Consider the following 12,537-nt stretch of genomic DNA (forward strand, 5'->3'; position numbering starts at 1 on the left):
TCGGCGAGTGAAGATGCAATGAATGACATGCGCGATCCTACTCCCCCTTGTGCACCCGAAGCCGGGCCTGCCGATGCGCAACGTCTGCTTGGCATCGTACGCGCGCTGGCGGCAGAGTTGCGGCCCGGTGCGCAGGAAGTCAGCACTTTGGGGATTGATCATTCGCTCGAGCGCGATTTCGGTCTGGACAGCCTGGCGCGCGCGGAGCTGCTGACGCGCATCGAGGACGAATATGGCGCCAGGGTCAATGAAGAAGCGCTCATGGCCGCCGAGACGCCTCGTGACCTGCTCAGTCTGACAGCGCACGGGGCAGCCGCCGCCATCCCCGCTGCGATGCCCGCGGTCCCCGTGGTGCATGGTGCAGCCAGGACGGCAGCAGCCAACCGGCCGCCAGACAGTGCCGCTACGCTCATGGACCTGATTGACTGGCATGCAGCGTCCCATGGCGATGAGATATACGCCACCCTCCAGGGGAGCGGCGACCTCAGCTACGGGTCAATGCGGGCGGGCGCGCTTGCCGTAGCCACTGGCCTGGCGCGGCAGGGCCTGGCCGCGGGTGACCGGGTGGCCCTGATGCTGCCGACCGGACGCGACTTCTTCGACGTCTTCTTCGGCGCCCTCTATGCCGGTTGTATCCCCGTGCCGCTCTATCCGCCCGCGCGCCTCTCCCAGATCGAGGATCACATGCGGCGCAGCGCCGGGATCCTTGCCAATGCCGAGGCTGCCATCCTCGTGACTGCGCCACCGGCCAAGCCCCTGCTGCGCCTGCTGCGCGCGCAATGCGCGGCGCTGCGCAAGATCCTGGCGCCTGCCGATCTCAGCGCCGCTGGTGATGGCCCAAGCGGCGCAGGGCGCGGGCGGCCGGATGACATTGCCTTTCTGCAATACACCTCCGGCAGCACGGGCAACCCGAAAGGGGTCATGCTAACGCATGCCAATCTGCTCGCCAACTTACGAGCGATGGAGCGTGCCGCGCATGTTACCGCGGCCGATGTCTTTGTGTCGTGGCTGCCGCTGTACCACGACATGGGCCTGATCGGAGCCTGCATGGGGGGTCTGCAGCTTGGATTCCGCCTGGTGCTGCTGTCGCCCACTGATTTCCTGACGCGCCCTGCCTCTTGGCTGTGGGCCATTCACCAGCATCGCGGCACCGTGTCCGCGGCGCCCAACTTCGCCTACGAGCTCTGCGCGAGCAAGATTGATGAAAAGGATCTTGCCGGCCTGGACCTGAGTTCGTGGCGTCTGGCATACAACGGTGCTGAGCCGGTCAGCCCGGAAACCATTGAGCGCTTTGCCGCACGCTTTGCCAGGTATGGCTTCGATCGCGCCGCCATGACCCCTGTATACGGCCTCGCCGAATGCTCGGTCGGACTTGCGTTCCCGCCAACAGGACGTGGGCCGTGCGTCGACCAAATCGATCGGGATGCGCTCGCGCGCCAGGGTATCGCCCGTGCGCCGGACCGGTCGGGGCGCAGGGCGCTCAGGCTGGTCTCCAGCGGCCTGCCGCTGCCGGGCCATCAGATCCGCATCACCGATCCAGCCGGGCACGAGTTGCCCGAACGCGCGCTGGGGCATGTCCAGTTCCGAGGCCCGTCCGCGACCACGGGCTACTTCCGCAACCTCGAGGCCACAGCGGGCCTGTTCGATGGTCCATGGCTGAGGAGCGGCGACATGGGCTATATCGCAGCCGGCGAGCTTTATCTGACAGGGCGCCTCAAGGACATCATTATTCGCGCTGGCCAGCACTTGTTCCCGCAGGAACTCGAAGAGGCGATCAGCCGGCTGGCCGGCGTGCGCAAAGGCGGTATCGCGGTCTTCCCCGCCACCGATACACGCTCCGGTACCGAGCGCCTGGTCGTTCTGGCCGAGACGCGCGAAGAGGACGATGACGCGCGCAGCCGGATACGTGCCGAAATCAGCCATCTGGCGGTAGACCTGATGGGCATGCCTGTCGACGAAGTGGTGCTGGCGCCGCCGCGCACGGTACTCAAGACGTCCAGTGGCAAGCTGCGCCGCGCCGCCTGCCGGGAGTTGTACGAACGGGGCGAGATCCATGGCACGCCGCGCGCGCCCTGGCGTCAACTGCTACGGATTGCCATCTCTGGCGCAAGCATCCAGTTCGCGCGCTTCCTGCATCAGGCCTCAGCGTGGATCTGGGGTGCCTGGGTATGGACGGTTTGCGTCCTGTTTGCCCTGCCAGCCTGTCTGCTGGTGGTGCTCCTCCCGGGGCGCCCGCTGCGTCGGCGGATCGCGCGGGCCAGCGCCCGGCTCGGCCTCGCGCTGACTGGGCTGTCTCCAAAGATCGAAGGCCTGCCCGACCTCGGCCGGTCGGCGCCGGTGGTCATCGTGGCCAACCACGCCAGCTACACCGATGTGATTCTGCTCACGGCGGTGCTGCCTCCCCACTTCACCTTTGTGGCGAAGCAGGAACTGCTGCGGAGCCCGCCGCTGGCGATGCTCCTGGGCAGGCTTGGCTGCGCCTTCGTTGAGCGCTTCGACCCCGCGCGTGGGGTCGAAGATACCAGTGCGCTGGAGAAGCGAATCCTGGGGGGCGAATCCCTCGTCTTCTTCCCCGAGGGCACCTTCCGGCGAGAGCCCGGATTGAGGCCTTTCCGGCTGGGCGCGTTCCGGTGCGCCGCCCGCGCGCGGGCGCCGGTTATTCCCATCGCCCTGATCGGCACCCGCTCATTGCTGCGGGACGGGCGCTGGTGGCCGAGTCGTGCTTCGTTGGCACTCGTTGCCGGCGAAGCCGCGTTCGCATCAGGCAATGACTGGCCAGCATTATTGCGACTGCGCGACACGGCACGCAACGAGATCCGCTCAAGGCTACAGGAGCCAGACGCGGCAGATTGATCCGCCGCCTGGGGCGACTACGGCGCCCGCTCCAGGTATTGTTCCCTGCACTCCAACTCACGCCCTCTCACGACCCTGCTGCCGATCAATGAACCGCGAGTCTCGGTAACGACGGTTCGCTGGCCCTCTTCGTGGCCGGCGTCGTAGAAGTAAATGACCACCCAGTCTGCGGTACGCCGGAGTTCATGGGCGCGCTGGGTATTGGAAAACAGCGCCGTAAAGTGCCACTGATCCTTGGTCACATGCAGGACCGGCAGCCACGCTTTTCCCTCTGGGTTCAATCGCTTTGGGGCAATGGTCGGCAGCGCACCAGCGGCGGCCTTCTCGCGATAGACGCGATCTATCTCCAGCAACATAGATACGGACGGCTCCATCAGCGGTGCCTTGCGCTGATGCAGGACTCGCCACTGACGCTGCCGGCTCAGGATTTCATCCAGCGCAGCGCGAATGCCTGCCAGGCGACGCGGGCCAACGCCTTCGACCCGCTCGAGACGGCCGTCGCGAGCCGCAAGCTCCAGCGCTTCAAGGGTATCGATATGCAAGGTGTCACGGATGCGGGTGGCGAGTTCGTGGCCAATCCCCGGCACCGTCTGAAATAGCCCCGCATCGTCCTCTCCACCGCGAAGTCGCTCCAGTTGGCGCCAGCGATCGGTAATAAGCATTTCTGCGATCGCCCCCGCGATTCCCTTGCCAATGCGGGGCAGCGCATCAAGCGCGTCAATGCCCCCCTCGTCAAAGAGCGCCCGGATATCGGCATCAAGGTTGGCAACGGTGTCCGCGGCAGCCAGGTATGCGCCGACCCGGAACGGGTTCGCGCCCTGCTCCTCCAGGTGCTGCGCAGCTTCCTGCAGGCAATGGGCGACCTGCTGATTGTCGGGAAGATTGCGAGGAAGTTTCATCTTGCCTTGTCAGCCGTGGGGCTTGCGCCGCCATAGTCGGCGGACAGCAACGTGTCGGCCGTACTGTCGGATACTCCTGTCTGTCGGCCCCGTTCAGGCCAGCACCTGCTCTGCGGGTACATGGTCGTAGCCATGAGCGCTTGCGACGGCTGCATAGGTCACGCTCCCGCGACAGATATTTAGCCCGGCCCGCAGGTGGGGATCGTCTGAGAGCGCGCGGGACCATCCCTTGTCGGCAAGGGCCATCGCATTACCGATCGTGGCGTTGTTCAGGGCAAACGTGGAGGTCCTGGCCACGGCAGCCGGCATGTTAGTCACGCAGTAGTGCAGCACGCCGTCCAGCACATAGGTCGGATCCGTATGGCTGGTCGGACGCGATGTCTCGGCGCAGCCTCCCTGGTCTATCGCCACGTCCACCAGTACCGAACCCGCTTTCATGCGCGCCACCATCGCGCGCGTGACCAGCTTGGGCGCCTCGGCGCCCGGCACCAGCACCGCGCCGATGACCGCATCGGCCGAGAGCAACGCGCGCTCGATACTGTCCGCGCTGGAGTAGACCGTCACGACTTGATTGCCGTACGCAGCGCCGAGATGCCGCAGACGATCGATATTCTTGTCCAATACTGTCACGCGCGCCCCCATGCCAACCGCGATCTGGACAGCATTGGCGCCCACCACGCCGGCACCGATCACCACGACATGTGCCGGCGCAACGCCGGGGACGCCGCCGAGCAGCAGTCCCATGCCGCCGTGCGGCTTCTCGAGGTAGGCGGCCGCCACCTGGACTGACATGCGGCCGGCCACCTCGCTCATGGGGGCCAACAACGGCAGACCACCGTCAGGGCCCGTAACCGTCTCATAGGCAATGCAGACCGCACCGGATTTCAGCAGCGCGGCAGTCAGCTCACGGTCCGCGGCCAGATGCAGGTATGCGTAGAGGATCTGCCCGGGCTTGAGCAGCGCCAGTTCGCGTGGTTGTGGCTCCTTGACCTTGACAATCATCTGGGCCCGGTCGAATACGGCCTTCGCATCGGCAGCCAGCTTCGCGCCAGCCGCTTCGTATTGCGCGTCGGAAAGACCAAGCGCGGTCCCGGCCCCGGCCTGGACCATGACCTGGTGACCGCGGCTGACAAGTTCGCGCACGCAGGCAGGCGTCAGGCCAACCCGGTACTCGTTGTCTTTGATCTCTTTGGGCACACCGATCCACATGGCCTTGCTCACACGGGTGGTAGTTCCGGCAGATTCCGCACCAGGTGCTTGAATCGCCCCCAGTCCACGGCCGGATGCACCGAGGCCTCTCCGTGACCATACGCCCGCACCAGGACCGATACCTGCATGGCGGTTTCGATGTCGTTGGCCTCGAAGATATCGAGATAATCATAGGGCCCGAGGGTCGCATAGCTGCCCAGCCATTTCACATCCGGACAGACTTTTTCCAGATAGCCGGCAACGCCGCGTTCCAATGCCTCAAACGATCGCGGCTGCCGCAGGGACTCCACGGAGACACGGGTTTCCATGATAAATATCGCCATGTTCGACTCCTCAAGGTGGCTGCGCCCTTTGTCGGCCGTATAGCTAGAGGCTAGCTGCTGTCTGGCCGCAGCCCTTGTCCCAGCGCAACGTCCGGCACGGAACCCGCGGCCACCTTGCTCGATTGCGCGCAAAGTTCCTGCGAGCGACCCTCAGTTGCCATTGAGTCCTCCGCAGATGCCGCACGACAAACTTTCACCATCACCACTTACCGGAGGCACCGCCACCGCCAAAGCCGCCGCCACCGCCGCCGAATCCGCCAGGGCCCGAGCGGCCGCCATTTCTTCCCGAGCGACCGCCAATAGTTAGCAAGCCCATGTGCGAGCCACCCATTAGCGTGAACAGAGCGCGACTGCTCCCGCAACCATGCCGGCAAAGATGGCGCCGGAGAGCATCCACGCGACCACACCAACGGCCCCACCGGTCGCGACTGCACCCGGGAAGCGCCCCAGCATGGAGCGCAGAACCCCACCCAGGATCAGCGTGAGCACAAGGAGGATTGGCATCAGTTGCCGCATGGGGTCGCCCCGATCCCCTGCCGTTTCCTCCGGCGGTGGCAGCGGCTCCCCTTCGATGACCCCAAGCATGCGGTCGATGCCCGCAGACACACCACCATAAAAATCGCCCTGCTTGAATCGGGGCACGATATCTTCACTGATGATGCGCTTGCTCGCGGCGTCAGTCAGGACGCCTTCGAGGCCGTAGCCCACCTCAGTATGAAGCGCGCGGTCATCCTTGGCGATGATGAGCAGCGCGCCGTCATCGACGCGCTTGCGTCCCAGCTTCCATTGCTCGACCACGCGAAGCGAATACTCCTCGGTGGGCTTACAGGGACCAGAGGTCAGCAGGTGACAAGATCCGTATGCCCAAAGCCCTTGGAATAATCGAGCACGGAAATGACCATTGGGATCACCCTGAATATTCGGACGTCCGCCGTGGTCGGCATCGGCACCGGCAAGGCAATCTGCTCCGGATACTTGAATGGGAACATCCGCAGGATCCTCTCCGCTAAGGCCACATCGACCACCAGTTGCGCGTGCGCCGCCATGGACAGGCCGGTAATCGCCATGAGATCTGGCGTATCGTGATCGATTGTCAGCGAGACACGGTCATCCAATGCCAGATTGGCCGCCTTTTGGCTGCTCGGACCACAGAGGAAGTAGAGCGTGAGACCCTCATTCACATAACCTACAGTGGTAGCCTGAGGCCAGCCATCCGGCCTCAGGGTGGCAAGCGTCATGATCCTGTGTTGGTTCAACAAGGTCAGGATCTTCTGTCTGATCTCTTCGTCCATATTTGGTCACCATGGTTGCACTAGTACAAACGGCCCTAACGGGGCCGGCATGGCTGCCGCCTCGGCTTTGGCTCTATGGTCCTTTCCTTTCCAAGGTAGGGGATGACAAAGCATGCATCGTTGATGCCTGTCAACGAAGGTACTAAATGCCGCCCGGGGCTGGCCGATAGCCGTGCCCCTGACCTGCATCAACCGGCCCACCCTTCCCGGCCCTAAGCTGGAAGCAGTGTCTATGTCCCCGCATACGGGGATCGCTTCACTCCGGCCCGCGGGCGCTCAACAAGGAGGCAACGCCATGTACCAGACAATCGTCGTCGCCATCGACGGCAGCGACTGCGGCGATCGTGCCTTGGCCGAGGCGATCCAGCTCACGGCCATGTTTAAGGCCCGCCTGGAGATCGTCCACGTGGTCGACAACAGCTATCTCAAGTACGACATGGGCTACGGCAGCCTGGCCGACCTGCGCCCCGACCTGGTCGAGGGCGGACGCAGCCTGCTCGCCGAGGCCGCGGCCAAAGCCCGCGCGGCCAAGGTCGAATGCCACACGCAACTGGTTGATGAGATCCTTGCCCTTGGCGACATCGCCACGGCGATTGACGCGGCTGCACAGCGGGTCCACGCCGACCTGGTCGTGGTGGGCACCCACGGCCGGCGCGGGGTGCGCCGCCTGATGATGGGCAGCGTGGCCGAGGGCCTGGTGCAGGGGTCGAAGGTGCCAGTACTGCTAGTGCGCGCGCCACGGGCTCCGTAAGGCATGGAGAAGGATGCAGAGCCGCCCCTCCCTACGGTCGACCGGCCCTCGGGGGGCGACCGCCGTGCCGCGTCAACCCCGGGCCGGCAGGGCTCGCCGCACGCCGTCCACGTGACGTCCCCGCCAGCCGAACTGGAATGGGCTGCCACGCATGATGCCAGCGAAGTCCTGGACAGACTTGGCGCGACCGAGGCGGGCTTAACCGAACGCGAGGCGGCCTCGCGCCTGGGGACGTGTGGCCCCAACACCATTGCTCCCAACCATGGCCCACACTGGCTTGCCAGCCTGGCCCGGCGGCTGGCTAGCCCCGTCAACGTGATGCTGATCGTGCTGTCGGCGGTATCAGTGCTTGTGCACGACTACAGCGCCGCTGCCTTGATCGGCGGAATGATCGTGCTGAGCGTCTCGCTTGCCACCTGGCAGGGGCAGGAAACGCGTAGCGACCGCGCCGTGGCGGCGCTGCGTACGATGGTCCACACCACCATCGCCGTGCGGCGCCGTGCGGACCCAGGCAGCACGCCCGTCGCGCAGGAGCGCCCGATCGCCGAGCTTGTTCCTGGCGAGATCATCCATCTGGCTGCGGGTGACCTGATACCCGCCGATGCCCGGCTGCTCGCATCCAAAGACCTGTTCGTGAACCAGGCGGCATTGACCGGCGAATCCATGCCGGTGGAGAAATTCCCCGCGCGCTGCGCTGTCGCTACCGCTGCCCAAGCCGGCCATCTTCCCAATATCGCCCTCATGGGGACGGCGGTATTCAGCGGGACAGCCACGGCGGTCATCGTGCTGACCGGCGACCGCGCGATCTTCGGGCACATCGCGCAGTCGATCGCCGGGCAGGAGCCGCCTACCGATTTCGAAGCTGGCCTGAACCGCATCGCCCGGTTGATGCTGGCGATCCTCGCAGTGTTGTCGCCATTGGTGTTCCTGATCAACTGGCTGACCAAAGGCGACTGGTTTGAAGCGGTCCTGTTTGCCATGGCGGTTGGCGTGGGCCTCGCCCCCGAGATGCTGCCGATGCTGGTCACCGTCAACCTGGCAAAGGGCGCGATGGCAATGTCCCGGCGCAAGTTCATCATCAAGCGTCTGGCCGCAATCCAGAACCTTGGCGCCATGGACACGCTTTGCACGGACAAGACCGGGACCCTGACCCAGGACCTTGTCATCCTCAAGCAACATGTCGACCTGGCGGGACATGACAGCGAGCGGGTGCTGGAGTTTGCGTATCTCAACAGCTATTTCCAGTCTGGCCTGCATAATCTGCTCGACGTGGCCGTGCTGCGGCATGAGGAGTTGAGCGAGCGCATGCGAATTGCGCAGGCCTACCGGCTGATCGACGAGATTCCCTACGACTTTACCCGCCGGCGCATGTCCGTCGTCGTGCAGGCGCCCCACGCCCGGATGCTGATCTGCAAGGGCGCGGTGGAGGAAGTCTTCTCCGTCTGCACCGCGGCCGAACTTGAGGGTCAGCGCGTGCCGCTGGATACCACGCACTATCGTGACCTGATGGCCATCAGCGATCGCCTGAATGACGATGGCTTCCGCGTCATCGCCATCGCCTTTCGCGAACTGCCGGAGGCGCCGGAGACGCACGCATACTGCCTGGCCGACGAACATGGGCTGACCTTGCTGGGCTACATCGCGTTTCTCGATCCCCCCAAGGAAAGTGCGGCCCCCGCGCTGGCTGCCCTGGCCGACAGCGGCATCGACGTCAAGATCCTGACCGGGGACAGTCCACGCATCGCGAGCAAAATCTGCCAGATGGTCGGGCTTGCACGCAGCGCGCCGGTGCTTGGCAGCGACCTGGACAAGCTGGATGCCCAGGGCTTGGCCGATGCCGCGCTGCGCAACCAGATCTTTGCCAAGCTCACGCCCGTGCACAAGGGTGCGCGCGCTGCGCGAGCATGGCAGGGTGGTTGGCGTGCTGGGCGACGGGATCAACGACGGGCCGGCGCTGCGCGCCGCCGACGTCGGCATTTCCGTGGACAGCGCGGCCGATATCGCCCGCGAGTCAGCCGACGTCATCCTGCTGGAAAAGAGCCTGCTGGTGCTGCATGACGGCGTCATGGAGGGGCGGCGGGTCTTCGCCAACCTGTTCAAGTACCTGCGCATGAGCGCCAGCTCCAATTTCGGCAATATCTTCAGCGTGCTGGGAGCAAGTGCCTGGCTGCCCTTCCTGCCAATGGCGCCGATCCAACTCCTGACCAACAACCTGCTCTACGATTTTTCCCAGACGGCCCTGCCCACCGACAATGTCGACGACGAGTCCTTGCGCAGGCCCAGGCGCTGGGAGGTCGGCAAGATGGGGGAGTACATCCTTGGCATGGGCCCGGTCAGCTCATTCTTCGACTACCTGACCTTCGCCGCGCTGTTCTGGCTGCTGGGCGCCAATACGCCTGCGCACGCGGCGCTGTTCCAGACCGGCTGGTTCATCGAGTCCCTGTTCTCGCAGACGCTCATTGTCCACATTATCCGCACGCGCAGGCTGCCCTTCATCGAGAGCCGGTCCAGCCAGGCCTTGCTGGCCACTACGGTCGGGCTGTGCCTCGTCGGCGCCTGTCGCCGCTGGCCACACCGCTGGGCATGCACCCGCTGCCGGGCGCTTACTGGCCGCTGCTCGCGGCCATCCTGCTGGGCTATGCTGGCGCTGCGTTTGCCGCGCGCCGTCTGCTGGCGAGGTGGGTGCCGGTGGACTAAAGCGGACGAAGGCGAACGGGCCGGCGGGCTATTGAATGCCGAATGGGTCATGCGCCAGCGCGTAGCTGAACGCATATTCCAGTTCGCCGGACGCCTGGGCGTGCAGCGTGCAGAGCGGTGTGCCGGCTGCGACCTCGTCGCCGGTGCGGACATGCAGCTCCAGCCCCGCCACCTGCCGGCGCGGCGCTCCGGCCAGCTTCGCCGCGCGCGCGATGTGACGGTTGTCGATGGCGGTCACGATGCCGCTACTTGCCGCCACCAGGTCGCGCCGGAACACCGCCTGCCCCGGGGTGCGCAGCCCGCCTTGCGCTTCACAGATCGCCTGGAACCGGGCCCAGGCCGCACCGCTGTCGAGCAGACTGCCGGCCTGCTGCCATCCCTGTCCTTCCGGCATCGCGCCGCAGAACTCCAGCAGCTCCCCCGCCAGCAGCAGCGAGCGCTCGCGCAGGTCGGCGGGCGCCGTCGGCTGGCCCTGCAGCACTGCCAGCACGTCGAGCGCCTCGAGCGCAGGCCCGACGCCCCGCCCCACCGGCTGCGAGCCGTCGGTGCGCAGGATCCGGATCTTCAGCCCGAAAGCGTTCGCGACTTTGGTCATGGCGCTCTGCAGGCGTTCCAGTTCGCTGTCTTCGCGGATCTTCGCCGTCGGCCCCACCGGCACGTCGATCAGCACGTGGGTGGAGCCGGCCGCAACCTTCTTCGACAGGATTGACGCTACCAGCTGCGCATCGCTGTCGATATCCAGGGCGCGCTCCACGCGGATCAGCACGTCGTCCGCGGGACTCAGGCTCAGCGCGCCGCCCCACACCAGCGCCGCTCCAACCTGCTCCACCACGCGCCGCAGTTCCGTCGCGTCCAGGGTCACGCGAGTCAGGGTTTCCATCGTATCGGCGGTGCCGGCGGGCGAAGTGATCGCGCGTGACGAGGTCTTGGGCAGCACCAGGCCTGCCGCCGCCGCGATGGCCACGACGATCGGCGTGGTGCGATTGCCCGGCAACCCGCCGACGCAATGCTTGTCCGCAACCACCTCGCGGTCCCAGCACAGGCGCTCTCCGGACCGAACCATGGCCCGGGTCAGGTCGACGGTCTCGCGCAGGCTCATGCGACCGTCCGCGCAAGCGGTAAGGAATGCCGCAATATGCACGTCCGCGTATCGCCCTGCGCTTATGTCGCCGATGATGCCGTCCAGTTGGGCGCTGTCCAGGTGGCAGCCATAGATCTTGGCACGTAGTGCCCGCACCGACTCCAGCGCCGGCGCATGGGTGACATGCACGACATCGCCGGCGCGTGCCGCCAGCGTGCGTGCCGCGCTCACCGATAGGCTCGCTTCGCCCATGGCCAACAGCGGCGCGCCCAGCAGCGTCAGCGTGGCGATCAATGACCTGTCGCCGATTTGCACGCGCACGCGCGCCTGCGCGGAAAAGCCCTCGGCGCGGCAGACGGGGCAATCCGGATGCATGTAGATGACATGCTCCTGCCAGGTATCGATCTCGAGCGGCCGGAACACCAGCGTCCCGACTTCGCGGGACGCGGCGGCGGCCACGCCATCGCCGAGCCGGCCGGGAATTCCGGGATCAGAACTGGGATCGTTCACGTCATGCCTTGCCGAGTATGACGCTGCTAGCGAGCATCCAGGGCATCCAGGTTGAGCAGCTCGATGGACTTGCCCTGCACGGTGAGCAGGCCTTCCTGCTGGAACCGGGATAAGGCCCGGCTCACGGTTTCCAGGGTCACGCCGAGGAAGCTGCCGATGTCCTCACGCGTCATACGCAGCACAAACGACGTGGCCGAATAGCCGCGTTCGCGGTAGCGTGCCGAGACGCTCAACAGGAACGCCGCCACGCGCTGCTCGGCGGACATGTTGCCCAACAGCATCATCTGGCGCGATTCCCTGACGATCTCGGCACTGAACATCTTGTGCAACTGGCGTTGCAGCGGCTTGATCTCGCGGCAAAGCGCCTCGAGCAGGTGGAACGGGATCACGCAAACCACGCTGTCTTCCAGGGCAATCGCATCGCAGTTATGGATTTCCTGGCAGACTCCGTCCATGCCGATGGTGTCCCCCGCCATGTAGAAGCCGGAGATGATCTCTTTGCCCCGCTCCGGCGCCACCACGGTCTTGAACGAGCCGGCGCGGACCGCATAGAGGCTGCGGAACGGATCGCCGGCGCGGTACAGCCGTTCGCCCTGCTTGACCGAACGCCAGCCCTGCACGACGGAGTCCAGGCGGGCCATGTCGCCGGCCTCGAGGCTGGCGGCCATACAGAGGTTCCCCAGCATGCAGTTCGTGCATCGCGCCCGGGCATCGCCCGGCGCCTGCGGCGCGGCCTGGGTCTCGTGGCGCCTTTCGAACACGACGAACATCTCGGTCGCGCCACAGGCGGCGTCATCCTCAGTGTGCAAGTCAAACATGGTTGTCTCCGGCCCGCAGGCCCTTTCCCTCGTCCCGACCCTCGCTCGTCCCATCGTTTCTGGCGGACCGCAGCGTTGTGTGGCGCCATGTCTATGTGTTTGAC

At 65.6% G+C, this 12,537-nt stretch carries 10 protein-coding genes and 2 pseudogenes; 5 read left to right on the forward strand and 7 right to left on the reverse strand.

Features of this window, described 5'->3' with window-relative positions:
* Nucleotides 1-18: 18 nt before the first annotated feature.
* The gene (locus AC3WL8_RS20845; RefSeq protein WP_492378708.1) at nucleotides 19-2,853 is read left to right on the forward strand and encodes an AMP-binding protein; all 2,835 of its coding nucleotides are present in this window, start codon (nucleotides 19-21) and stop codon (nucleotides 2,851-2,853) included.
* A gap of 17 nt (nucleotides 2,854-2,870) precedes the next feature.
* On the opposite strand, the gene AC3WL8_RS20850 is transcribed toward AC3WL8_RS20845, so the two are convergent.
* From AC3WL8_RS20850 to AC3WL8_RS20870, 5 genes and pseudogenes are all read right to left on the reverse strand, one after another.
* Nucleotides 2,871-3,752 (reverse strand): helix-hairpin-helix domain-containing protein, encoded by an 882-nt coding sequence (locus tag AC3WL8_RS20850; RefSeq protein WP_492378709.1) that lies wholly within the window; start codon nucleotides 3,750-3,752, stop codon nucleotides 2,871-2,873.
* A gap of 93 nt (nucleotides 3,753-3,845) precedes the next feature.
* Nucleotides 3,846-4,961 carry an alanine dehydrogenase gene (gene ald, locus AC3WL8_RS20855; RefSeq protein ID WP_492378736.1) on the reverse strand — a complete coding sequence of 372 codons (1,116 nt, stop codon included), beginning with the start codon at nucleotides 4,959-4,961 and terminating at the stop codon, nucleotides 3,846-3,848.
* A gap of 8 nt (nucleotides 4,962-4,969) precedes the next feature.
* Nucleotides 4,970-5,284 (reverse strand): GYD domain-containing protein, encoded by a 315-nt coding sequence (locus AC3WL8_RS20860; protein ID WP_153954480.1) that lies wholly within the window; start codon nucleotides 5,282-5,284, stop codon nucleotides 4,970-4,972.
* 199 nt (nucleotides 5,285-5,483) lie between these two features.
* Nucleotides 5,484-6,100: pseudogene (locus AC3WL8_RS20865) on the reverse strand (TPM domain-containing protein); the annotation flags it as partial.
* Nucleotides 6,101-6,123: 23 nt separating this feature from the next.
* Entirely contained in the window at nucleotides 6,124-6,576 is a 453-nt protein-coding gene (locus tag AC3WL8_RS20870; RefSeq protein ID WP_153954479.1) for a pyridoxamine 5'-phosphate oxidase family protein, read from the reverse strand.
* A gap of 295 nt (nucleotides 6,577-6,871) precedes the next feature.
* Between AC3WL8_RS20870 and AC3WL8_RS20875 the strand changes: the two genes are divergently transcribed.
* The 4 genes and pseudogenes from AC3WL8_RS20875 to AC3WL8_RS20890 all read left to right on the forward strand — a co-directional run bounded on the left by AC3WL8_RS20875 (nucleotide 6,872) and on the right by AC3WL8_RS20890 (nucleotide 10,024).
* Nucleotides 6,872-7,327, forward strand: a complete 456-nt coding sequence (locus tag AC3WL8_RS20875) for a universal stress protein (protein WP_153954477.1) — start codon at nucleotides 6,872-6,874, stop codon at nucleotides 7,325-7,327.
* A 3-nt stretch (nucleotides 7,328-7,330) separates the two neighbouring features.
* Nucleotides 7,331-9,385, forward strand: a complete 2,055-nt coding sequence (mgtA, locus tag AC3WL8_RS20880; protein ID WP_492378710.1) for a magnesium-translocating P-type ATPase — start codon at nucleotides 7,331-7,333, stop codon at nucleotides 9,383-9,385.
* Nucleotides 9,273-9,815 (forward strand): annotated as a pseudogene (locus AC3WL8_RS20885) (cation transporting ATPase C-terminal domain-containing protein); the annotation flags it as partial. The gene mgtA and the pseudogene AC3WL8_RS20885, both read left to right, overlap by 113 nt.
* Nucleotides 9,816-9,868: 53 nt before the next feature.
* Nucleotides 9,869-10,024 carry a hypothetical protein gene (locus AC3WL8_RS20890; RefSeq protein WP_492378711.1) on the forward strand — a complete coding sequence of 52 codons (156 nt, stop codon included), beginning with the start codon at nucleotides 9,869-9,871 and terminating at the stop codon, nucleotides 10,022-10,024.
* A gap of 28 nt (nucleotides 10,025-10,052) precedes the next feature.
* Here the strand turns inward: AC3WL8_RS20890 and AC3WL8_RS20895 are convergent, their stop codons facing one another.
* Both AC3WL8_RS20895 and fnr read right to left on the reverse strand, forming a co-directional pair.
* Entirely contained in the window at nucleotides 10,053-11,564 is a 1,512-nt protein-coding gene (locus AC3WL8_RS20895; RefSeq protein ID WP_211984564.1) for a thymidine phosphorylase family protein, read from the reverse strand.
* 77 nt (nucleotides 11,565-11,641) lie between these two features.
* Nucleotides 11,642-12,433 carry a fumarate/nitrate reduction transcriptional regulator Fnr gene (fnr, locus tag AC3WL8_RS20900; RefSeq protein ID WP_153954475.1) on the reverse strand — a complete coding sequence of 264 codons (792 nt, stop codon included), beginning with the start codon at nucleotides 12,431-12,433 and terminating at the stop codon, nucleotides 11,642-11,644.
* Nucleotides 12,434-12,537 lie beyond the last annotated feature (104 nt).

This window comes from Cupriavidus sp. FW305-F7, from assembly GCF_058782875.1.

Bases quoted from the DNA above. Each gene is read 5' to 3' on its own strand.
- AC3WL8_RS20845 (WP_492378708.1), top strand. From the start codon at position 19: ATGAATGACATGCGCGATCCTACTCCCCCTTGTGCACCCGAAGCCGGG.
- AC3WL8_RS20850 (WP_492378709.1), bottom strand. From the start codon at position 3,752: ATGAAACTTCCTCGCAATCTTCCCGACAATCAGCAGGTCGCCCATTGC.
- ald (WP_492378736.1), bottom strand. From the start codon at position 4,961: ATGTGGATCGGTGTGCCCAAAGAGATCAAAGACAACGAGTACCGGGTT.
- AC3WL8_RS20860 (WP_153954480.1), bottom strand. From the start codon at position 5,284: ATGGCGATATTTATCATGGAAACCCGTGTCTCCGTGGAGTCCCTGCGG.
- AC3WL8_RS20870 (WP_153954479.1), bottom strand. From the start codon at position 6,576: ATGGACGAAGAGATCAGACAGAAGATCCTGACCTTGTTGAACCAACAC.
- AC3WL8_RS20875 (WP_153954477.1), top strand. From the start codon at position 6,872: ATGTACCAGACAATCGTCGTCGCCATCGACGGCAGCGACTGCGGCGAT.
- mgtA (WP_492378710.1), top strand. From the start codon at position 7,331: ATGGAGAAGGATGCAGAGCCGCCCCTCCCTACGGTCGACCGGCCCTCG.
- fnr (WP_153954475.1), bottom strand. From the start codon at position 12,433: ATGTTTGACTTGCACACTGAGGATGACGCCGCCTGTGGCGCGACCGAG.